Origin of the sequence: Pseudomonas sp. Pf153, from assembly GCF_001269775.1 — a bacterium.
GTDB lineage: Bacteria > Pseudomonadota > Gammaproteobacteria > Pseudomonadales > Pseudomonadaceae > Aquipseudomonas > Aquipseudomonas uvaldensis.
Genome location: NZ_LHVL01000030.1, coordinates 481,259 through 502,217 on the forward strand (window position 1 = coordinate 481,259; position 20,959 = coordinate 502,217).

Below are 20,959 nucleotides of genomic sequence, written 5' to 3' on the forward strand. Positions count from 1 at the left end.
TGTGGGCGCGAGCCTGCTCGCGATGAAACCTTCAAGTCAGGCGCCGTCCCCTCAGGCTAGACGCTGCCGTAACACGCCCTTCGCGCACAAGACGATCCGCTGGCAGGCATCTGTCAGCTTCAGTCGATCGATCACCAACCCGATCCGAATATGCCCCGCCGCGCTGGGCCCGAACGCCTCGCCGGCCAACACCGACACCCCATAGCCGTCCAGCAGGCGCTCGGCAAAAGCCTGGGCGTCGAGCCCCGTCTGGCGCACGTCGGCCATCACGAACATGCCGCCGTCAGGCCGCACCGGCCTGAGGCCTGGACAGTCATCGAGCATGGCGCACACCAGATCCCTGCGCCGACGATACTCTTCGCGCATCTGCGTCACTTCAGGCAGATCCGCCTCCAGCGCGACCTGTGCGGCGCGCTGCACGAAATCCGGCAGACCGAACAGCATGCACAACGACAGATTCGCCAAGTGTTCTGCGAGAAGTTCGGGCCCGATAACCCAACCGATGCGCCAGCCGGTCATGGCGTGGGACTTGGACAGGCTGTTGATGGTCGCGGTGCGTTCGGCCATGCCCGGCAGGCTGGCCGGGCTGATGTGCGTGCCTTCGTACAACAGGTCGCTGTAGACCTCATCGCTGATCAGCCACAGATCATGTGCGATGCACAGCTGCGCCAGTTCTTGCCAAGTATGCAGCGGCAAGCTGGCGCCGGAGGGGTTGTTGGGGCTGTTGAGCAACAGCGCACGGGTTCGCGACGTGACCCGCCGGGCCACATCGGCCGGATCGACCCGAAAGCCGTTTTCCGGGCGCACCGGCACGGGCACGACCTTAGCCCCACAAGCGCCGAACACGGCTTCGTAGGTGACGTACATCGGCTCGGCGACGATGACTTCGTCGCCGGGATCGAGCAAGCATTGCGCGACCGCATACACGCCGCACTGCGCCCCTGGCAGCACCGTCACGTGGCCGGCCTCCACGGCCTGACCGCAGCGCTGGCGATGGCGCCGGGCAATGCTCTGGCGCAGCCCATGCAACCCGCGAATGTCGGAATAATGCGTGTCGCCGGCCCGCAGGCTATCCACGGCGGCGTCGACAATAGTGCGCGGCGTGTCGAAATCCGGGTCGCCCACCGACAACAGCAACACGTCCCTGCCCTGTTCACGCATGGCCAGCGCTCGATCGTGAATTTCCCAGGCGGCCGCACCGTCGCCGGTAATGCGTTGGGTCAAGGCTGAATAGCGCATGCACGTCTCCTGATTGCGCGGCGTCCAACCTCAACCCTATCTCAAATCACAAACCGCGCCACCATCGCATTCAACGCCACCGCCAGGCGCGACAGTTCATGGGTGGCGTCGCTGGTCTGCTGCGCGCCCGATGCCGATTGGGTGGCCAGGTCGCGGATGTTCACCAGGTTGCGATCCACTTCACGGGACACCTGGGCCTGTTCTTCCGAAGCGCTGGCGATCACCAGGTTGCGCTCGTTGATCTGGTGGATCGACTGGGTGATCTGCTCCAGGGCGACGCCGGCGGCACGGGCCATTTCCAGGGTGCTTTGGGTACGTTGATTGCTCTGTTGCATCGAGTGCACGGCCTCGCCGGTACCGTTCTGGATGCCGGCCACCATTTTTTCGATTTCCTGAGTCGATTGCGCGGTGCGATGGGCCAGGGCCCGGACTTCATCGGCCACCACCGCGAAACCGCGTCCGGCTTCCCCGGCGCGGGCGGCTTCGATGGCGGCGTTGAGGGCCAGCAGGTTGGTCTGCTCGGCAATGGCGCGAATCACGTCCAGCACCTTGCCGATGTCACGGCCCTGGATCGCCAGGCCTTCGATCATCGAGGCGGTGGCTTGTACATCCTGGGTCATGGTCTGGATCGCCTCGACCGTTTCCACCACCCGGCTGCGCCCTTCCTGGGCGGCCTGGGTCGACTGGTTCGAGGCCTCGGACGTGGACACGGCGTTGCGGGCGACCTCCTCCACGGCGGCGGTCATTTCGTTGACCGCCGTGGCGGCTTGTTCGATTTCGTTGTGTTGGCGTTGCAGGCCACGGGAAGACTCCTGGGTCACCGCGCTCAGCTCTTCGGCCGCCGTCCCCAGTTGGGTGGCTGAGCCGGCGATCTGCTCGATGGTCTTGCGCAAGCTGCCCTGCATGTCCGCCAGGGCCTTGAGCAAACGGGCGGGTTCATCCTTGCCATCGTCCGTGATGACCTGCACCAGATTCCCGCCGGCAATGGTCCGGGCGGCTTCCAGCGCACGATTGATCGGCGCGACGATGCTGCGGGTCAACAGCAACGCCAGCACCACAGTCGCCAGCGCAGCCACGATCGAGACGATGATGATGCCCATCAGCGCACTGTCATAGTGCTCGCCGGCCCTGGCCGAAGCCTCGCTGGCGCCCGCCACGTTGATCGCGATGAGTTTATTGAGTTGTTCGCCCATCAGATCGGTACCTTCCTTGATCCGCGTGTTGATGTGGGCGCGCAGCTCATCCATTTTGTTTTGCCGCGAGAGGTCGAGCATCTCTTTCTGCGCTTGCAGGTACTTTTCCAGCGTCGCGGAAAAGGTCTTGTACAGCTCGGTTTCCTCCGGCGTGGCCGGCAACGCAGCGTAGCTGTTGTTGGCCTTGTGCAGTTTTTCCACCAGCACGCCAATGCGGGTCTCGGCTTCCGCCAGGCTGGCCGGGTCCCGGTTCACCAGGATGCGAAACGAGAGGATGCGCATGCGCAAGGCGCTTTCCAGTACAGTGGCGAGGTGGGCAACACTGGGGACTTGGGTGTGCTCCATGTCCAGCGATGCCTGGCGGATCACGGACATGCGACTGGCGGCGAATACGCCGAGGAACACCACCAGCAATGCAATGAAAGCAAAGCCGAGAAAAGCACGGGGCGCGATATTCAGGCGACGTAAGGACATGGGAAGACCTCGAGGTTGGGTCGAGCGTCCATGCCGGAAAACGCATTGGTTAGCGTGTTTTGTAAATGCGCTTGATTCGTTATCGGCCGGGTTTGAGTCTCTTTACAGGGGAAACGCAAAAAAAATTCCGTAGAACATCCCTGGCCTGTGGCAGCAAGGTGATTATTGCGCGGCTACTCGCCAGAGCCGTGCAATATCCCGGGCACGCTCGCCCAGCAGACGCGGCGCGTCGGCGCAGGCCTCTTGCAACGTCATCGGCCCGCTGACCAGCGCAAAGGCCGCATCGATGCCATGTTCGTACAACGCCGGGTAGCCCTCCCCCAGCGTACCGGCAATGACCACCACCGGTACGCCGTGCCGGCGGGCGATACGCGCCACGCCAAACGGGGTCTTGCCACGTAGGGTCTGGGCGTCGAAACGGCCTTCGCCGGTGATCACCAGGTCGGCGCCTTCGATGGCTTCGGCCAGTCCGGTCAATTGGGCAACGACGTCCACGCCCGTGCGAAATTGTGCCCCCAGGAAGGCCTTGGCCGCGAAGCCCAGGCCACCGGCGGCGCCGCTGCCCGGTTCATCGCGCACATCTTTTTTCAACGCCTGGGCACAGTGCCCGGCGAAGTGCGCCAGCGCTCGGTCCAGTGCATGCACTTGCTCGGGGGAGGCACCCTTCTGCGGTCCGAAAATCGCTGAAGCGCCGTGGGGTCCGCACAGTGGATTATCAACATCGGCGGCGATTTCGAAACTGACCCGGGCCAGGCGCGGGTCCAGGCCGCCAAGGTCGATGCGCGAAAGGTTCGCCAAAGCCAGGCCTCCGGGGGCCACGGGTTGGTCTTGTTCGTCCAGCAACGCCACGCCCAGGGCTTGCATCGCACCGGCACCGCCATCATTGGTGGCACTGCCGCCGATCGCCAGGATGACCCGTACGGCCCCTTCATCCAGCGCCGCGCGGATCAGCTCGCCGGTGCCGTAGGTGCTGCTGGAACAGGCATCGCGCTGCCCCGGCGGAACGAGCTGTAAACCACTGGCCTCGGCCATCTCGATGATCGCGGTGCGGCTGTCGGCCAACCAGCCCCAACGAGCCTCGACGGCAGCGCCCATGGGGCCACGGACCGGGCTACGACGCCACTCGCCGTTGCAGGCGGCCAGTACCGACTCCACCGTCCCCTCGCCGCCATCGGCCATCGGGCACTTGACCAATTGGGCATCCGGCCAGACCTGGGCCAGCCCGAGCGCAATGGCGTCGGCCACGCCCTGGGCGCTGAGGCTGTCCTTGAACGAGTCGGGGGCGATGATTATTTTCATGTTGTTCTCCGGTTCCGATGCCCAGCATGCTGCCAGCTGACCGCAGACGTGACGCCGGTCCGCCGCACAAAAGACACCGGGCATTATTGTTCAAAACCACAAAGGCCGGTTTGCCGGAGGGGTTATTGTGGCTGGGGCCCTTCGCGAGCAGGCTCGCTCCCACAGGGTTATCCCTCTGCTTGAGGCAATAGCTGCACGCCAAGGTACAACGCCAGCATCCCATCCAGCCGCAGCGGGTCCACGCCGCTGAGTTCGGCGATGCGCTCCATGCGATAGCGCAGGCTGTTGCGGTGGATGCCCAGCGCGTCGGCGCAGGTCTGGCTCTGGCCGTCGTGTTCGCACCAGCAGCGCAAGGTGGCGAGCAGTTGGCCGTTGCCGTCCTTGGCCATCACCTTGCGCAGCGGGGTGAGCAGTTCGTCCAGGGCATCGTCGCTGCGATGCCGCCAGAGCATGACGGGCAGGCGATAGCGGTTGAGAACAAGCAGGCGATTGTGTGGCAACACATCCCGCCCGTAGGCCAGCAAATCCCCGACCCGCCGATAGCAGCGACGCAGGCCCGACAGCCCTTCGGCCTGGCCACCCACCGCCACCCGGAGGATGTTCCAGCCCAATCCGTCCAGCTTGCCCAGCAGCCGCTCGTTGTCCACTGACGCGCTGACCGGCCGGCACCAGAGCAACGACGATTTGGACGAGGTGAGACACCAACTGTCGGGATAGCGGGACATCAGCCAGGCACTCAGCGCCTCGACGGTCTGCCCGGGCCCATGCTCCAGACCCAACTCGAACAGATAAGGCACCCGCGACAATTGCGGCTTGAGCCCCATCTGCTGTGCCTCGTCCAACAAGCGCGGCGAATCCCCGCTGTCCCCCAGGAGCAATGCCAACAGGTCATCGCAACGCTGGCGGCGCCATTGCTGTTCGGCCTGCTGGTTGCGCTGGCCCAGCAGCATTTCGGCCGTCATGCGTACCAATTCGGCGTAGGTGCGCAACTGCTCCGGCTCACCGGTGATGCCCAGCACGCCGATCAGCCGCTGGTCGAGCATCAGCGGCAGGTTGATTCCCGGCTGTACGCCCTTGAGATGCACCGCCGTGTAGGCATCGATTTCCACCACCCGTCCATTGGCCAATACCAGTTGCGCGCCCTCGTGACGGGTATTGATCCGCTCGCGCTCGCCACTGCCGAGGATCAGGCCCTGGTTGTCCATGACATTGACGTTGTAGGGCAGGATCGCCATCGCCCGGTCGACGATGTCCTGCGCCAGGTCGTGATCGAGTTCGAACATGCACGGGGTTCCTTGCAAGGTGATTGGTCAGGCGCACAGGGTCCGCACTCAAACCCTGTGCTCAAGCACAAAGACACGGGGCCTTGGGCTGGCCGAGACTCAAGGGGCGGTCAACGTTACCCCTTGGCTCGCAAAAATCATAATAAAGAGAGACTCGCCATGTCCCAGAGCGCAGCAGCCGTCCTGGCTACTCCAGACGAAAAGAACATCGTCTACAAACGCATTACTCTGCGTTTGATTCCCTTCATCTTCATCTGCTACTTGTTCAATTACCTCGACCGGGTCAACGTCGGCTTCGCCAAGCTGCAGATGCTCGACGCGCTGAAGTTCAGCGAAAGCGTATATGGCCTCGGCGCCGGGATTTTTTTCATCGGCTATGTGCTGTGCGGCGTGCCAAGCAACCTGGCCCTGACCCGGTTCGGCCCGCGGCGCTGGATAGCGCTGATGATGATTACCTGGGGCACGCTGTCCACCTGCCTGTTGTTCGTCACGACGCCCACCCAGTTCTATACCTTGCGACTGTTCACCGGCGCGGCTGAAGCCGGCTTCTTCCCGGGCGTGGTGCTGTACCTCTCGCAATGGTTCCCGACGTTCCGGCGTGGCCGCATCATGGCGTTGTTCATGTCGGCCATCCCGGTGTCCGGCCTGCTGGGCAGCCCGTTCTCCGGCTGGATCCTCAACCACTTCGCTGCCGGCCAGGGTGGCCTCGCGGGCTGGCAATGGATGTTCCTGCTGCAGGGCATCCCCACGGTCGTCCTCGGCGCACTGGCGTTCTTCCTGCTCAGCGACACCTTCGCCAACGCCAAATGGCTGACCGTCGAGGAGCGCGCCGTGCTCGCCGCCGACCACGCCGAAGACCTGGCGAACAAACCGAAAACCACCAGCGACTCCTTGCTGGCCGTGTTCAGGAACCCGGCGATCTGGGCGTTCGGCCTGATCTACTTCTGCATCCAGAGCGGGGTCTATGCGATCAACTTCTGGCTGCCGTCGATCATCAAGAACCTGGGCTTCAGCGATAACCTGGTGATCGGCTGGCTGAGTGCGATTCCTTATCTACTGGCGGCGCTTTTCATGTTGCTGGTGGGTCGCTCGGCAGACCTGCGCAAGGAGCGCCGCTGGCACTTGGTAGTGCCGATGCTGATGGGCGCGGTCGGGCTGCTGATCGCGGTCAATTTCGCCGGCACCCCGGCCATTGCCATTATCGGCCTGTCCATCGCCACCATGGGCGCCCTCACCGGCCTGCCGATGTTCTGGCCGGTGCCCACCGCCCTGCTCAGCGCGGGCGCGGCGGCCGGCGGACTGGCGTTGATCAACTCCATGGGACAGATGGCGGGCTTCCTCAGCCCGTATCTGGTGGGCTGGGTGAAGGATGCCACCGGCTCGACCGATGCGGCGTTGTATGTGCTGGCCGGGGTGATTGTCGGCGGTAGCATGCTGGCGTTGCGTATGACGGTGCATTCCCACAGGAACGGCGGTATCTGATAAATCCGTTTGATCCACGCGGTGGTTCTGGGGTTTGATTGGGCCTTTCCCATCGATGAAAAGGATCTTGTCATGAGCTACCGCACGCTTGGCCATTCCGGGTTGCAAGTCTCGACCCTGACCTTGGGCACCATGATGTTCGGCGAACAGACCAGCACGGAGGATTCGCTGCGGATCATCGACAAGGCCTGGGACCAGGGCGTCAATTTCATTGACACCGCGGACGTCTACACCAATGGTCGCTCCGAAGAGATCGTTGGCGAGGCGATTGCCAGTCGCCGCCAGGAATGGGTACTCGCCACCAAGGTCGGTTTCGGCCCGGCGGACGGCGTGCCCAACCGCAGCGGCCTGAGCCGCAAGCACATCTTCAATGGCATCGACGCCAGCCTGACCCGCCTGGGCACCGATTACCTGGACATCTACTACCTGCATCGCGAGGATCACAACACGCCGCTGCACGTCACCGTGTCGGCCATTGGCGACCTGATTCGCCAGGGCAAGATCCGCTACTGGGGCCTGTCGAACTACCGTGGCTGGCGCATCGCCGAAGTCATCCGGATCGCCGACAGCCTGGGTATCGACCGGCCGGTGATCAGCCAGCCTTTGTACAACATCGTCAACCGCCAGGCGGAAACCGAGCAGATCACCGCCGCGCAGAACTACGGGCTGGGCGTGGTGCCCTTCAGCCCCCTCGCCCGCGGTGTCCTCAGCGGCAAATACGCACCGGACGTCGCGCCAGACGCCAACAGCCGCGCCGGTCGCCAGGACAAGCGCATCCTGGAAACCGAATGGCGGGTTGAATCCCTGCGCATTGCCCAGCAGATCCAGCAATACACCCAGGAGCGCGGCGTGGGCATCGTCGAGTTCGCCATCGCCTGGGTACTGAACAACCGCGCCGTCACTTCGGCCATTGTCGGGCCGCGCACCGAGGAACAGTGGGATGCGTACACCAAGGCACAGGCGGTAACGATCACGGCGGAAGATGAAGCCTTCATCGATTCACTGGTAACACCGGGGCATGCTTCGACACCCGGATTCAATGATGTGGGGCATTTCGTGTCAGGACGTGTGCCGCGTACGTCATAGCCAATATGAACTGAACCCCTGTGGCGAAGGGATTTATCCCCTCGCTACAACGTGCTAGTTGCTCGGCCCCCAGAGAATCCAAGTGTCCAAAGGCATCGCTCTATCGGTCACAGCCTCCGCGCTGTTCGCCGTCATGTACTACTACACCTCGCTACTCGCGCCATTGACTGGCGTGGAAATCTTCGGTTGGCGCATGCTGCTGACGATGCCATGCATGACGGTGTTCATGCTGGTGGCAAAAGAGTGGGGACTCGTCACCCGACTTGTCCGGCGACTGATCGCCACGCCGCGCCTGTTGCTCGGCGCAATGGTTTCCTCGTTGCTGATGGGGTTGCAGTTGTGGCTGTTCATGTGGGCGCCGCTCAACGGCTATAGCCTGGATGTGTCGCTGGGGTATTTCCTGTTGCCGCTGGCGATGGTCCTGACCGGCCGCGTCGTCTATGGCGAACGACTTTCTCGTTTCCAGAAAATCGCCGTCTCCTTCGCCACCCTTGGCGTGCTCAATGAGTTGTACCGCATGGGTGGCTTGTCCTGGGCGACGTTGCTGGTCGTGGTGGGTTATCCGATTTACTTCATCCTGCGCAAACGTCTTGGAACCGACAACCTGGGCGGACTCTGGATGGACATGACCCTGGTCCTGCCGGTGGCCCTGTGGTTCGTGCTCAGCGGCGGCCAGGGCCTTGCCGTTTTCGACCAGCAGCCGTGGTTGTCCCTGCTGATCCCGTTGCTCGGCGTAATCAGCACGTCGGCCCTGGTGACCTACATCATCGCCAGCCGGTTGTTGTCGTTCAGCCTGTTCGGGTTGTTGAGTTATGTCGAACCGGTGTTGCTGCTGGGGGTTGCTTTGCTATTGGGCGAAAGCATCCAGGCCGGCGAATGGTTGACCTACATCCCCATCTGGATGGCGGTAGCAGTGCTGGTGCTCGAAGGGTTCCGGCACCTGATGCGTCAACGGCGCCAATCCTGAAGCCATCCGTCCCGCAGGGGCTTGCATTGGCAGTAAAAAGCCCGCCCGACATCACTGCCGGGCGGGCTTTTTCAGGGTGCAAGCGTTATTCGGTAGCCAGCACTCCCCGACGCACCTGATCCCGCTCGATGGACTCGAACAAGGCCTTGAAATTGCCTTCGCCAAAGCCGTCATCGCCCTTGCGCTGGATAAATTCGAAGAACACCGGCCCCATCAGGGTTTCCGAGAAAATCTGCAGCAGCAGGCGCTTGTCGTCAGGGTTGGATGAGCCGTCCAGCAGAATGCCCCGCGATTGCAGCTCAGCGACCGGTTCGCCATGGTTCGGCAGGCGGCCTTCGAGCATTTCGTAGTAAGTGTCCGGCGGTGCGGTCATGAAACGCATGCCGATCTTCTTCAGTGCATCCCAGGTCTTGACCAGATCATCGGTCAGGAAGGCCACGTGCTGGATGCCCTCTCCGTTGAACTGCATCAGGAACTCTTCGATCTGCCCGGCACCCTTGGACGACTCTTCGTTCAACGGGATGCGGATCATACCGTCCGGGGCGGTCATCGCCTTGGACGTCAGGCCGGTGTATTCGCCCTTGATGTCGAAGTAGCGAATCTCGCGGAAGTTGAACAACTTCTCATAGAAGTTGGCCCAATAGGCCATGCGGCCGCGATATACGTTGTGGGTCAGGTGATCGATGATTTTCAGGCCCGCCCCCACCGGATGACGGTCGACCCCCTCGATGAACACAAAATCGATGTCGTAGATCGAGCTGCCTTCGCCAAACCGGTCGATCAGGTACAGCGGCGCACCGCCGATGCCCTTGATCGCCGGCAGGTTCAGCTCCATCGGACCGGTTTCGATGTGGATCGGCTGGGCGCCGAGCTCCAGGGCACGCTTGTAGGCCAGTTGCGAATCCTTGACGCGAAACGCCATGCCGCACACAGACGGGCCATGCTCGGCCGCGAAGTAGGACGCCACGCTGTGGGGTTCGTTGTTGAGGATCAGGTTGATCGCGCCCTGGCGATACAGGTGAACGTCCTTGGAACGGTGCGTGGCCACCTTGGTGAAGCCCATGATCTCGAAGATCGGCTCCAGGGTGTTGGGTGTCGGGGATGCGAACTCGATGAACTCGAAGCCCATCAGGCCCATCGGGTTTTCATATAGATCTGCCATGTCGGCGCCTCATCATGCTTATCAATTAACGGAACGTTAGTTGCTGGCGATGCTGAGGGCACAGGGTGGCGCGCAGGAGATACCGCGAACGCTGCGGGCGAGGAAATCGCCATAGATCAGTTGTAACCCGAGTATCTTCATTGTCGACCCAAGGCTCTTGCGGGCGAGGCTTCTGCTGCCAGAAGACGTTATTCTTATATGCGTAAACCGATTCTACACAGCGTAACCTGTTTTGTCCGCCTCCTGTATCAAATCGTCTTTTGCATCGATCGTGCAAGGGGCTTGTTGCACAGGAAAATGCCCGTCAGGATCAGCCCTCCCCCCAGCCCCATCAGCGTCGTGAGCCGTTCGTCCAGCAGCAGAGCCCCCGACAGCACCGCGGTCAGCGGATTGAGCGCAATGAATACTCCGCAACGGGTGGCGCCAATCCGACGAATCCCGTCGTACCAGGCTATGTAAGCCAGGGCCGAGCCCAATACACCGAGGTACAGCAGACTGAGCCATTGGCGGGTATCCAGTCCGCGCAGAGGTTCGAATTGGACCTCGCCTGCGATCATGCAAACCAACCACAACATCGCAGTGCCCAATAGAATCGACCAGGTAACGGTCTGTAACGGGCCGAGGCTGTCGTTCAGGCCCTTGGAAAACAGGGAATAAATCCCCCATCCCAGCACGCAGCCGAAAATCAACAGGTCGCCTCTCCACCCTTGCGCGGTGCTCTGAAGCAAGGATGGATCACGGCTTACGATCACCAGCGCGGCCCCGCCGATGCACAGCGCGATGCCCAGAACTTTCCACCGCCCCAGCCGCTCCTTGAACAAGCCCCAGGACGCCAGGCCGATGACTGCAGGGTTCAAGGCCACGATCAGCGAAGCACGCGACGCCTGGATGTATTGCAAGCCATAGAAAAAACACAGGTTATAGAAAAGGATGCCGAAGAACCCCAGAACGGCCAGTTGCAGCGCCTGTCTCAGGGAGGGCCTGACCAGGGGAATTCTGGCCAGGCCCAGAAACAGCAGCAACGCGATACTGGCCAACGAAAAGCGCAGGCTGGCGGCCAGCAAGGGTTCCAGAGCGCCGGACAGAATCCTGCCGGCCACAAACGTACCGCCCCAGACCATGGTGACCATGGACAGTTTCAGGTACACCGACACATCCGACGAGGTCGGGACAACATGTTCAAGGGTCTTCATGGTTCACCACATCCGTTCAATCGATACCGATATGGCGTATTCTCAGACTCATGTCTGATCATCGTAAAATGAGTAAATACTCATGACCCTCACCCAGCTCGAAATTTTCTCCCTGGTGGCCGAACTGCGAGGGTTCACCGCAGCGGCGATGCGACTGGGCATCAGCCAGTCAGCGGTATCCCATGCCATCAAATCGTTGGAGCAAGAGCTGGGTGTCGAACTGCTCAGGCGGCATCAATCGGCAGTGGAACTCAGTGACATCGGCCAACAACTGCTGTTACGGGCGCGGGCCATGCTCGGGCTGGCCAACACGTTGCGCCAGGAAGCCGCCGATGCCCAAGGCATGCGCCGAGGCACCTTGCGCATCGGCTCGTTTGGCCCGACTTCGTCAATGAAGTTGCTGCCGCCCCTCCTGCAGCGCTATCGCGCCCTGCATCCGGGGATCGAAGTACATATCGACGAAGGGCCGGACCGCCAGGTCATCCAATGGCTGGACGAGCGACGGATCGACGTCGGTTTCGTGGTATTGCCCGAAGAGCGTTTCGATACGGTCGCGCTGATGGAGGACCAAATGGTGGCCCTCCTTCCGGCCGCTCACCCTCTCGCCGCCCACCCAGGCCTGGCCCTCAAGGATCTGTGTCACGACCCTTTCGTACTCACCGAGGCCGGGTCATCGGAGCTGGTCACCCGCTTGTTCAACGCCGCGCAACTTACGCCCAACGTACGTTACCGCTGTTCGCAACTGCTCAGTACGCTGCATGTCGTCGGCCGGGGCGATGCTGTGTCCGTGGTCTCCGAAGGATCGCTGCCAGCGGGCGAGTATCCAGGTTTTGTGGTGCGGCCCCTGATGCCCCGGGTCCGGCGTCGGATCGGCCTGGCAGTGCTGGATAGCCGCCAGATTTCGCCCGCTACCCGGGCGTTCATCGACCTGGCTCGCCCGGCTTGAGTGCCTCTGCCGAGCGCAGGTGATAACGCAACGCAATTAAGAGACAGTCGGCCGGCAACTTCACAGCAAACTATCTATTGCCTGGTAGTTGCTCGCGCATTTGGCCCGGCGTGCCGGCCACGATTGAACTTGAGGAAAACGTTTGCCATTGTTACATGACGAAAAAGTTGCGATTTACACTGTCCGGTTTAACTACTACAATTTTTCTACCTGTGCTGATTGGCAAGGGGGAATCATTTATCACCGGGTCGCGTCAAGGCGCTTGGCTTATAGCTTTGTTTGCGGTTGGTATCAGCCACCTATTTGATTGGAGTAACGATAATTGTCCAGACTCGCTGAATTTCGTAAAGCCGAAAAGGACCTTCAAGCCCAGCTCAAACAGCTGGAAATGCTGAAGAACGACGCCGGGCTCAAGAAAGAAATCGAATTCGAAGAAAAGCTCCAGGGACTGATGAAAACCTATGGCAAGAGCTTGCGCGACATCATCGCGATTCTTGACCCGGGCCCGTCCAGGGCAGGTGTGGCATCGGCCAGGAAGACGCCCAAGACGCGCCGCGCCCGCGTGGTGAAGGTCTACCAGAACCCGCACACAGGCGAACTGATCGAAACCAAGGGCGGCAACCATCGCGGCCTGAAAGCCTGGAAAGAAAAGTACGGCGCCGAGACCGTTGACTCCTGGGTACGCACCTGACATCCAGCCTTGAATAAAAAAGCCCTGATCATCAGGGCTTTTTTATGGACTTGAACTTTTGGATTAAATCCTGAGTATCGGGCCGCCAGGCTTATAGTTTCAGACTATTTCGTACCGACTGTATTTCACCCTCGCTTTCGACAACCGCCTGCGCCTGCCCGGCATAGGACAATACATAAGCTCGCCCGGCATTTAGTGCGGCAACCAGTGTCTGAGACAACACATGCCGACCATTCTGCGTGATGGTGCAAGTGGTTTCCAGGGCGGTGACGCCACCCAAGCTGGAAGCATGGATCTTATTACAAACACTTTGATAACCGCCCTGGAAAAAGTCTTTCTGGACTGACTTGCGCATTTCCAGCAACACGCCTTGCAAGTTGACTTGATGATCCGGTTCCACGGGCGTTGCGGTCAGTTCCATGACCAATAATGCATTCCCCGCGGCATCGCTTTTGGTCCCACGCTGACGTGTGGTCCCCTGGCCGGCTGTCGTGGCGGAAGCATCGGAAGGCAGCGACTCGATGACCCAACCTTGGGGCCATACGACCTGCGGTTCGGCCGCCTGGACGCCGACACTCGCAACGAAGGCAAACGGCAGGACAAACAGCGAAAGGAGCGGTCGAATCATCAGGTTGCACTCAAGGACGGATTGGCAAGTCTGAAGCCGACCGCAAACCCAGGCAATAGCCACCTGCGGTTTGGCGTGGCCGCGTCCCTTGCGTATCATGCTGCAAGCCATTCAGCGCAGCCCGAGAACCGTCGCGACAAGCTCTGCGACGCCGTCTGCCTCATTTCTTTCCGGAGGGCCCATGAGCCTGCACGAACTCAATACTTTTCCGGGTGTCACCGCCCAACCCGATACCACCACTCACAACTTCGTGTTCAACCACACCATGCTGCGGGTCAAGGACATCACCAAGTCCCTGGATTTCTATACCCGTGTCCTGGGGTTCTCGCTGGTGGAAAAACGCGACTTCCCGGAAGCCGAATTCAGCCTGTATTTCCTGGCCCTGGTGGATAAGCGCCGGATTCCGGAAGACGCCGCGGCCCGCACCGAATGGATGAAATCGATCCCCGGCATCTTGGAGCTCACCCATAACCACGGCACCGAAAACGACCCGTCGTTCGCCTACCATAATGGCAACACCGACCCACGAGGATTCGGTCACATCTGCATCTCGGTACCGGACGTCGTCGCGGCCTGCGAACGCTTCGAAGCACTGGGCTGTGATTTCCAGAAACGCCTGAGCGACGGTCGCATGAAAAGCCTGGCGTTCATCAAGGACCCGGATGGCTACTGGGTGGAAATCATCCAGCCTGCGCCGCTCTGAAGACTGCCAGAGCCCATTGAGAGAGCTCCCCACAGGGTTCGACAGTGGATTGGAATCTCAATAAAAAAACCCCATGAGCCTGGCCCATGGGGTTTTGTTTTTGTGGCCTCCAGCGGCTTACGCCGGTGCAGTGGTGCGGATCAGGTGGTCGAAGGCACTCAGCGAGGCCTTGGCGCCCTCGCCTACGGCGATCACGATCTGTTTGTACGGCACGGTGGTCACGTCACCGGCGGCGAACACACCCGGGATCGAGGTTTCACCCCTGGCATCGACAATAATCTCGCCACGCGGCGACAGCTCGACGGTGCCCTTGAGCCAATCGGTGTTGGGCAACAGGCCGATCTGAACGAAAATACCTTCCAGCGCTACATCACGCACTTCACCGCTTGGACGGTCCTTGTAGCGCAAGCCATTGACCTTCTGACCGTCACCGGTCACTTCGGTGGTCTGGGCGTTGGTAATCACGGTCACGTTCGGCAAGCTGTGCAGCTTGCGCTGCAAGACCGCGTCGGCACGCAGTTGTACATCGAACTCCAGCAAGGTGACATGGGCCACGATACCAGCCAGGTCAATGGCCGCTTCGACACCCGAGTTGCCGCCGCCGATCACCGCTACGCGTTTGCCCTTGAACAGCGGGCCGTCGCAATGCGGGCAGTACGCCACGCCCTTGTTGCGGTACTGCTGCTCACCCGGCACGTTCATTTCGCGCCAGCGGGCACCGGTCGCCAGGATGACGGTCTTGGCCTTGAGGCTGGCACCACTGGCAAAGCGGACTTCGTGCAGCGCGCCGTCCTTGCCCGGCACCAAAGCATCGGCGCGTTGCAGGTTCATGATGTCAACGTCGTACTGCTTGACGTGCTCCTCCAGGGCGACGGCCAATTTGGGGCCTTCGGTTTCCTGTACCGAGATGAAGTTTTCAATGGCCATGGTGTCCAGCACCTGACCGCCGAAGCGCTCTGCCGCAACACCGGTACGGATGCCTTTACGGGCGGCGTAGATCGCCGCCGACGCACCGGCCGGGCCGCCGCCGACCACCAGCACATCGAAGGCATCCTTGGCGCTGATCTTCTCGGCCTGGCGCTCGATGCCGCTGGTGTCGATCTTGGCGAGGATTTCTTCCAGGCCCATGCGGCCCTGGCCGAAGTTCTCACCGTTCAAGTAGATGCTTGGCACCGCCATGATCTGGCGCTCGTCGACCTCGGCCTGGAACAGCGCGCCGTCAATGGCGACATGGCGGATGTTCGGGTTCAGCACCGCCATCAGGTTCAGCGCCTGGACCACGTCCGGGCAGTTCTGGCATGACAGCGAGAAATAAGTCTCGAAGTTGAACTCACCCTTGAGGGAGCGGATCTGTTCAATGACTTCGACACTGGCTTTCGATGGGTGGCCGCCGACTTGCAGCAAGGCCAGCACCAGCGAAGTGAATTCATGGCCCATGGGGATGCCGGCAAAACGCAGGCTGATATCGGCTCCCGGGCGATTCAACGAAAACGAAGGCTTGCGCGAATCGTTACCGTTGTCGAGCAAGGTGATCTGGTTGGAAAGACTGGCAACGTCTTTGAGTAAAGCGAGCATTTCCTGGGATTTCGCACCGTCGTCGAGGGATGCAACGATCTCGATCGGCTGGGTGACCCGTTCCAGATATGACTTCAACTGAGCTTTAAGATTGGCGTCCAACATACGGGCGATTTCCATTTTTGAATTTCAGAAAAAACAACGCCCGAGCGAATCTCGCCCGGGCGTTTTTTGTGGGCGGTGCGGCTTGCTTAAGTGCGGATGACCGCCCTCAAAGGACTCACGGTCTTAGATCTTGCCAACCAGGTCCAGGGACGGAGCCAGGGTGGCCTCGCCTTCTTTCCACTTGGCTGGGCAGACTTCGCCCGGGTGAGCGGCAACGTATTGAGCAGCCTTGACCTTGCGCAGCAGCTCGGAAGCGTCACGGCCTACACCGCCGTCGTTGATTTCAACGATCTTGATCTGGCCTTCAGGGTTGATCACGAAGGTGCCACGGTCAGCCAGGCCGACTTCTTCGATCAGTACGTCGAAGTTGCGGGAAATCACGTGGGTCGGGTCGCCGATCATGGTGTACTGGATCTTGCCGATGGCTGGCGAAGTGTTGTGCCAGGCAGCGTGGGCGAAATGAGTGTCGGTGGACACGCTATAGATCTCGACGCCCAGCTTCTGGAACTCGGCGTAGTTGTCGGCCAGGTCTTCCAGTTCGGTCGGGCAGACGAAGGTGAAGTCGGCTGGGTAGAAGAACACGACAGACCACTTGCCTTTCAGGTCGGCGTCCGAGACTTCAACGAAGTTGCCGTTTTTGTAAGCGGTAGCGGTGAACGGTTTGACTTGGCTGTTGATGATAGGCATCGATGTTTCTCCGTCAGGGTTGAAAAGTTGATGGAGTGAAGCTTACCCATTCATTCCCATGCTGGCTCATTGGCAAAGCTCATGCGAATAATTGGTTTTGGCTATCAGGAATCTCTATAGATAGAAGAATCCAAGCATAGATGCTGCCGATGGCCACGCTTGCCCAATCTCGCGTCAGACTGACGCGGGTCAAGAAAACGTGGCCTTCAGCCGTTGGAGCGTGCCATTGCCTCAGGCGGTGGGGGTACGCATGGTGACGAACTCTTCGGCAGCGGTCGGATGGACGCCGATGGTTTCGTCGAAATCGCGCTTGGTGGCGCCGGCCTTGAGGGCAATGGCCAGTCCCTGGACGATTTCCCCGGCATCCGGGCCAACCATGTGGCAACCCAGCACCTTGTCGGTGCGGGCATCCACCACCAGTTTCATCAGCGTGCGTTCCTGGCAGTCGGTAAGGCTCAGCTTCATCGGCCGGAAGCGGCTTTCGAAAATCTGCACCTCGTACCCCTCTTCCCGTGCCTGTTCTTCGGTCAGACCCACCGTGCCGATGTTGGGCAGGCTGAACACGGCGGTGGGAATCATCCGGTAATCCACCAGGCGGTACTGTTCGGGCTTGTACAGCCGTCGCGCCACTGCCATGCCTTCGGCCAAGGCCACGGGCGTGAGTTGCACACGACCGATCACGTCGCCGATGGCCAGAATGGACGATTCCTGGGTTTCATACTTTTCGTTGACCTGGACAAAGCCTTTCTCGTCCAGCGTGACCGCAGTGTTCTCCAGACCGAGGTTGTCGAGCATCGGTCGCCGGCCGGTGGCATAGAACACGCAATCGGTGAACAGGATGCGACCGTCCTTGAGGGTCACCTGCAGGCTGCCGTCAGCCTGTTTGTCGATACGCTGAATATCGGCATTGAACTGCAGCTCCAGCCCGCGCCGTGTCAGTTCCTCGGCCAAGTGTTTGCGGACCGCGCCGTCGAAGCCCCGCAGGAACAGCTCGCCGCGGTACAACAACGATGTCTGCGCGCCCATTCCATGGAAAATCCCCGCAAACTCCACGGCAATGTAGCCGCCGCCCACCACCAGCACGCGCTTGGGCAGTTCCTTGAGGAAAAAAGCCTCGTTGGAACTGATGGCATGCTCGCGCCCCGGTATATCCGGAATCACCGGCCAGCCCCCGGTGGCAATCAGAATATGTTCGGCGGTGTGACGCTGGCCGTTGATCTCGACTTCATGAGGACCGGTGACCTTCGCGTGGCCTTCATGCAGGGTCACCCCGCTGTTGACCAGCAAGTTGCGATAGATCCCGTTAAGACGATTGATCTCCCGGTTCTTGTTGGCGATCAGCGTAGCCCAGTCGAAACTCGCCTCGCCCGCCGACCAGCCATAGGCCGATGCCTGTTCGAAATCCTCGGCGTAATGAGCGCCATAGACCAGCAACTTCTTGGGCACGCAACCCACGTTAACGCACGTACCGCCCAGGTAGCGGCTTTCCGCCACAGCCACCCTGGCGCCAAAACCGGAAGCGAACCGCGCAGCCCGCACACCGCCAGAGCCGGCGCCAATCACATACAAGTCAAAATCGTAGGCCATCACTCTCTCCTTTGGCAGGCCATCAGCATACCCGCTGTTCTGCTGCGAGGCAGCGTTGCGATGGTTATGGTGGCAGAAAATGAAAAAGAAACACCGGGGGCAACATGGCTCTGGATTTCTGGCACAAATGAAAACGCCCCGAACCAGTCGGGGCGTTTTTCAAGGTACGGCGCGGGCTATCAGTAAGCCTTGCCAGTCTTGTAGAAGTTCTCGAAGCAGAAGTTGGTCGCGTCGATGTAGCCTTCGGCGCCACCGCAGTCGAAACGCTTGCCCTTGAACTTGTAGGCCATGACGCAGCCGTTCTGGGCCTGTTTCATCAGCGCGTCGGTGATCTGGATCTCACCGCCCTTGCCTGGCTCGGTCTGTTCGATCAGGTCGAAGATGTCCGGGGTCAGGATGTAGCGACCGATGATGGCCAGGTTCGACGGAGCATCTTCAGGCTTTGGCTTTTCAACCATGCTGTGGACGCGGTAGATGTCGTCGCGGATCATCTCGCCGGCGATCACACCGTACTTGTTGGTTTCCTGCGGATCGACTTCCTGGATCGCCACGATGGAGCAGCGGAACTGCTTGTACAGCTTGACCATCTGGGTCAGAACGCCGTCGCCTTCCAGGTTGACGCACAGGTCGTCCGCCAGGACCACGGCGAAAGGTTCGTCACCGATCAGTGGACGGCCGGTCAGAATGGCGTGGCCCAGGCCCTTCATTTCGGTCTGGCGGGTGTAGGAGAACGAACACTCGTCCAGCAGTTTGCGAATGCCGACCAGGTATTTTTCCTTATCGGTACCCTTGATCTGGTTTTCCAGCTCGTAGCTGATGTCGAAATGGTCTTCCAGCGCACGCTTGCCACGACCTGTGACGATGGAGATTTCATTCAGGCCCGCATCGAGGGCTTCTTCGACACCGTACTGGATCAGTGGCTTGTTCACCACCGGCAGCATTTCTTTGGGCATGGCTTTAGTCGCTGGCAGGAAGCGAGTACCGTAACCGGCTGCTGGGAACAAGCATTTCTTGATCATATGAATCCTTGTAAAGGCGGTGTGTACGACGAATTTCGGCGCAGTCTAATCAGGCTGCGGACACCTTACAATGCCCGCACTGGCTAACCGATGCCATCATAGAGAAATAAACCGGCGGATAGTTCAATCGCCCTTTCGTTTCGAGGGGCCGGCGGTCTCGTTAGAGGCCCGCAAGCCCTGTTTTCGTGCAGATGAAGTATCATGCGCCCCTTGATCACGCCAATGAGGCCACTCGATGTCTGCAACACGAAACGCAAACGGTTATTCGGTCAGCCAGGGAAAAGACGGACAGTGGTGGATCATCAACTACCACGGCGAGCAAGTGGCCGGCCCCCTGCCCAGCAAAGCGATGGCGGTGGAAGTCGCGGCAGTCTTCCACGACGAACGCCCAGCCCCGGCGGCCAAGACGCGTGAGCGGGCTCCCGCAGGTACCCCTCGCAAGAAGTGAGCGGACGGATCGCCTCGGTGCATCGAGGCCCTGGAGAAGCCGGCCGCTGGGCTCTCAACCGGAGATGCAGGCGTTGGCCGCGTCCTGCACATCGCCGGGCCGCACCGGGACATTGGACATACTTTCGTGCAGCTTGACGCTGCTGCCACTGGAACGTTCTTCAATGTCAAACACTGCTGCCGGAAGGGACGACAGCTTGCCGGGAATAATCAACCGGACCCCGCTCTTGTGCGGTTCCATCTGCAACGCACCACGGCTGCCGGCCAATTGATCGGCCACACACTTGGCATATTCGTGAGGTTTCTTTCCGGAGATGAAGCTCATGGTGGGCGGCGTCTGGTTGATGTCCGATACCGATGCACATCCACTCAAGGCCAACGCCAAAACCCACACACTGCGCTTCATATGTTTCCTCCAATAAAGACCCTCCGACAGTACAAACGGTGTTTTTCTCCGGCCCGCGTCGCTTTTTTTATCCGGCATCGTTGTGATAATGGACAAGGCACTGCAACACAGGTCGGCTATTCACCCACGGTGCTGATAAACTGCGCCTCTTATAGCAGTTCCTGCCGTTTTGTTTTGCCTAGAAATGCCCTTCTGGAGGCGCCATGAAATTCATCCACCAGCGCGAGCACCTCAACGAAGACGACATTGTTGTCATCGAGTGTTCCCAAATGTGCAACATCCGCCTGATGAGCGACGCCAACTTCCGCAGCTTCAAGAATGGCGGCCGACACACCTACCATGGCGGTGCGTTCGATAAGTTTCCGGCGAAAATCACCGCCCCGAGCACCGGTTTCTGGAACATCACCATCGACACCGTCAGTCGTCGCGCCATCAGCGTCACGCGCAAGCCCAACCTGACTCACAAAATCAAGATCATCCGACGCTCCAGCTCGAAGCTGGGCTGAGCATTACTCACTTTGAAGGCAGGTCGAACCGTGGCCCAGACGAGCAAATACGTCATCAAGTACAAACTCAACGGCGAGCGCCGCTTTGAATTCGCACAATTGCAAACCGGCACCGAGGAAGAAGCCCGGGCGGCGCTAGAGGCGTTGCATGGGCAGACCGATGATGTCATCAGCGAGGTCAGGGTCAGTAAGGCGCTGTAGCAGTCATCCCGACGATTGTCTGGTGAGATAGACCGCAAGATCCGGAGTGGCGCCCATCCAGGCGTTTGCCAGACTGACCA

21 protein-coding genes are annotated in these 20,959 nt (G+C 60.4%); 9 read left to right on the forward strand and 12 right to left on the reverse strand.

Translation table 11 applies throughout. The annotated features are described in order from the left end of the window. Positions 1-51: 51 nt before the first annotated feature. From AD666_RS23235 to AD666_RS23250, 4 genes are all read right to left on the reverse strand, one after another. Positions 52-1,239 carry a pyridoxal phosphate-dependent aminotransferase gene (locus AD666_RS23235; RefSeq protein ID WP_053157439.1) on the reverse strand — a complete coding sequence of 396 codons (1,188 nt, stop codon included), beginning with the start codon at positions 1,237-1,239 and terminating at the stop codon, positions 52-54. Between the two features lie 41 nt (positions 1,240-1,280). Beyond that, positions 1,281-2,906: a methyl-accepting chemotaxis protein gene (locus AD666_RS23240; protein WP_053157442.1), complete on the reverse strand. Its 1,626-nt coding sequence runs from the start codon at positions 2,904-2,906 to the stop codon at positions 1,281-1,283. Between the two features lie 162 nt (positions 2,907-3,068). Beyond that, positions 3,069-4,205: a glycerate kinase gene (locus AD666_RS23245; RefSeq protein ID WP_053157445.1), complete on the reverse strand. Its 1,137-nt coding sequence runs from the start codon at positions 4,203-4,205 to the stop codon at positions 3,069-3,071. A 167-nt stretch (positions 4,206-4,372) separates the two neighbouring features. Next, entirely contained in the window at positions 4,373-5,488 is a 1,116-nt protein-coding gene (locus tag AD666_RS23250; protein ID WP_053157448.1) for a sugar diacid recognition domain-containing protein, read from the reverse strand. Between the two features lie 159 nt (positions 5,489-5,647). On the opposite strand from AD666_RS23250, the gene AD666_RS23255 reads away from it, so the two are divergent. From AD666_RS23255 to rarD, 3 genes are all read left to right on the forward strand, one after another. Then, on the forward strand, positions 5,648-6,970 hold the full coding sequence (locus tag AD666_RS23255) for an MFS transporter (RefSeq protein ID WP_053157452.1): 1,323 nt from the start codon (positions 5,648-5,650) through the stop codon (positions 6,968-6,970). 72 nt (positions 6,971-7,042) lie between these two features. Beyond that, positions 7,043-8,056 carry an aldo/keto reductase gene (locus AD666_RS23260; protein WP_053157455.1) on the forward strand — a complete coding sequence of 338 codons (1,014 nt, stop codon included), beginning with the start codon at positions 7,043-7,045 and terminating at the stop codon, positions 8,054-8,056. A gap of 82 nt (positions 8,057-8,138) precedes the next feature. After that, the gene (gene rarD / locus AD666_RS23265; RefSeq protein WP_053157458.1) at positions 8,139-9,023 is read left to right on the forward strand and encodes an EamA family transporter RarD; all 885 of its coding nucleotides are present in this window, start codon (positions 8,139-8,141) and stop codon (positions 9,021-9,023) included. Between the two features lie 85 nt (positions 9,024-9,108). Here the strand turns inward: rarD and hppD are convergent, their stop codons facing one another. Both hppD and AD666_RS23275 read right to left on the reverse strand, forming a co-directional pair. After that, positions 9,109-10,185, reverse strand: a complete 1,077-nt coding sequence (gene hppD, locus AD666_RS23270; protein WP_053157461.1) for a 4-hydroxyphenylpyruvate dioxygenase — start codon at positions 10,183-10,185, stop codon at positions 9,109-9,111. A gap of 248 nt (positions 10,186-10,433) precedes the next feature. Then, a complete protein-coding gene (locus AD666_RS23275; protein ID WP_053157466.1) occupies positions 10,434-11,378 on the reverse strand; it encodes a DMT family transporter in 945 nt (314 codons plus the stop codon). 82 nt (positions 11,379-11,460) lie between these two features. Between AD666_RS23275 and AD666_RS23280 the strand changes: the two genes are divergently transcribed. After that, positions 11,461-12,324, forward strand: a complete 864-nt coding sequence (locus AD666_RS23280) for a LysR family transcriptional regulator (protein WP_053157470.1) — start codon at positions 11,461-11,463, stop codon at positions 12,322-12,324. Positions 12,325-12,646: 322 nt separating this feature from the next. Continuing rightward, on the forward strand, positions 12,647-13,015 hold the full coding sequence (locus tag AD666_RS23285) for a histone-like nucleoid-structuring protein, MvaT/MvaU family (protein ID WP_053157472.1): 369 nt from the start codon (positions 12,647-12,649) through the stop codon (positions 13,013-13,015). 91 nt (positions 13,016-13,106) lie between these two features. On the opposite strand, the gene AD666_RS23290 is transcribed toward AD666_RS23285, so the two are convergent. Then, on the reverse strand, positions 13,107-13,643 hold the full coding sequence (locus tag AD666_RS23290) for a DUF4946 domain-containing protein (RefSeq protein ID WP_053157475.1): 537 nt from the start codon (positions 13,641-13,643) through the stop codon (positions 13,107-13,109). A gap of 181 nt (positions 13,644-13,824) precedes the next feature. Here AD666_RS23290 and gloA point away from each other — a divergent pair, with 181 nt between their 5' ends. Next, positions 13,825-14,346: a lactoylglutathione lyase gene (gloA, locus tag AD666_RS23295; protein ID WP_053157478.1), complete on the forward strand. Its 522-nt coding sequence runs from the start codon at positions 13,825-13,827 to the stop codon at positions 14,344-14,346. Positions 14,347-14,463: 117 nt separating this feature from the next. Here gloA and ahpF read toward each other — a convergent pair whose 3' ends face one another. From ahpF to galU, 4 genes are all read right to left on the reverse strand, one after another. Beyond that, entirely contained in the window at positions 14,464-16,026 is a 1,563-nt protein-coding gene (gene ahpF / locus AD666_RS23300; protein WP_053157481.1) for an alkyl hydroperoxide reductase subunit F, read from the reverse strand. Positions 16,027-16,149: 123 nt separating this feature from the next. Then, on the reverse strand, positions 16,150-16,713 hold the full coding sequence (gene ahpC, locus AD666_RS23305; protein ID WP_053157484.1) for an alkyl hydroperoxide reductase subunit C: 564 nt from the start codon (positions 16,711-16,713) through the stop codon (positions 16,150-16,152). Between the two features lie 231 nt (positions 16,714-16,944). Then, positions 16,945-18,300 carry a glutathione-disulfide reductase gene (gene gorA / locus AD666_RS23310; RefSeq protein WP_053157487.1) on the reverse strand — a complete coding sequence of 452 codons (1,356 nt, stop codon included), beginning with the start codon at positions 18,298-18,300 and terminating at the stop codon, positions 16,945-16,947. A gap of 179 nt (positions 18,301-18,479) precedes the next feature. Then, positions 18,480-19,319 (reverse strand): UTP--glucose-1-phosphate uridylyltransferase GalU, encoded by an 840-nt coding sequence (galU, locus tag AD666_RS23315; protein WP_011061681.1) that lies wholly within the window; start codon positions 19,317-19,319, stop codon positions 18,480-18,482. 235 nt (positions 19,320-19,554) lie between these two features. On the opposite strand from galU, the gene AD666_RS23320 reads away from it, so the two are divergent. Next, on the forward strand, positions 19,555-19,767 hold the full coding sequence (locus tag AD666_RS23320; protein WP_053157491.1) for a hypothetical protein: 213 nt from the start codon (positions 19,555-19,557) through the stop codon (positions 19,765-19,767). Positions 19,768-19,821: 54 nt separating this feature from the next. Here the strand turns inward: AD666_RS23320 and AD666_RS23325 are convergent, their stop codons facing one another. Continuing rightward, a complete protein-coding gene (locus tag AD666_RS23325; protein ID WP_053157495.1) occupies positions 19,822-20,172 on the reverse strand; it encodes a hypothetical protein in 351 nt (116 codons plus the stop codon). A gap of 203 nt (positions 20,173-20,375) precedes the next feature. Here AD666_RS23325 and AD666_RS23330 point away from each other — a divergent pair, with 203 nt between their 5' ends. Next, entirely contained in the window at positions 20,376-20,678 is a 303-nt protein-coding gene (locus tag AD666_RS23330; RefSeq protein WP_053157497.1) for a DUF1883 domain-containing protein, read from the forward strand. A 30-nt stretch (positions 20,679-20,708) separates the two neighbouring features. Further along, complete coding sequence (locus AD666_RS26665) at positions 20,709-20,879, forward strand: hypothetical protein (RefSeq protein ID WP_172679664.1); 171 nt, start codon at positions 20,709-20,711, stop codon at positions 20,877-20,879. Positions 20,880-20,959 lie beyond the last annotated feature (80 nt).

Coding starts and splice junctions, on each gene's coding strand:
- AD666_RS23240 (WP_053157442.1), bottom strand. CDS start 2,906: ATGTCCTTACGTCGCCTGAATATCGCGCCCCGTGCTTTTCTCGGCTTT.
- ahpC (WP_053157484.1), bottom strand. CDS start 16,713: ATGCCTATCATCAACAGCCAAGTCAAACCGTTCACCGCTACCGCTTAC.
- AD666_RS23320 (WP_053157491.1), top strand. CDS start 19,555: ATGTCTGCAACACGAAACGCAAACGGTTATTCGGTCAGCCAGGGAAAA.
- gloA (WP_053157478.1), top strand. CDS start 13,825: ATGAGCCTGCACGAACTCAATACTTTTCCGGGTGTCACCGCCCAACCC.
- AD666_RS23250 (WP_053157448.1), bottom strand. CDS start 5,488: ATGTTCGAACTCGATCACGACCTGGCGCAGGACATCGTCGACCGGGCG.
- AD666_RS23275 (WP_053157466.1), bottom strand. CDS start 11,378: ATGAAGACCCTTGAACATGTTGTCCCGACCTCGTCGGATGTGTCGGTG.
- AD666_RS23325 (WP_053157495.1), bottom strand. CDS start 20,172: ATGAAGCGCAGTGTGTGGGTTTTGGCGTTGGCCTTGAGTGGATGTGCA.
- AD666_RS23330 (WP_053157497.1), top strand. CDS start 20,376: ATGAAATTCATCCACCAGCGCGAGCACCTCAACGAAGACGACATTGTT.
- hppD (WP_053157461.1), bottom strand. CDS start 10,185: ATGGCAGATCTATATGAAAACCCGATGGGCCTGATGGGCTTCGAGTTC.
- AD666_RS23260 (WP_053157455.1), top strand. CDS start 7,043: ATGAGCTACCGCACGCTTGGCCATTCCGGGTTGCAAGTCTCGACCCTG.
- AD666_RS23255 (WP_053157452.1), top strand. CDS start 5,648: ATGTCCCAGAGCGCAGCAGCCGTCCTGGCTACTCCAGACGAAAAGAAC.
- gorA (WP_053157487.1), bottom strand. CDS start 18,300: ATGGCCTACGATTTTGACTTGTATGTGATTGGCGCCGGCTCTGGCGGT.
- AD666_RS23245 (WP_053157445.1), bottom strand. CDS start 4,205: ATGAAAATAATCATCGCCCCCGACTCGTTCAAGGACAGCCTCAGCGCC.
- AD666_RS23280 (WP_053157470.1), top strand. CDS start 11,461: ATGACCCTCACCCAGCTCGAAATTTTCTCCCTGGTGGCCGAACTGCGA.
- galU (WP_011061681.1), bottom strand. CDS start 19,319: ATGATCAAGAAATGCTTGTTCCCAGCAGCCGGTTACGGTACTCGCTTC.
- AD666_RS23235 (WP_053157439.1), bottom strand. CDS start 1,239: ATGCGCTATTCAGCCTTGACCCAACGCATTACCGGCGACGGTGCGGCC.
- ahpF (WP_053157481.1), bottom strand. CDS start 16,026: ATGTTGGACGCCAATCTTAAAGCTCAGTTGAAGTCATATCTGGAACGG.
- AD666_RS23290 (WP_053157475.1), bottom strand. CDS start 13,643: ATGATTCGACCGCTCCTTTCGCTGTTTGTCCTGCCGTTTGCCTTCGTT.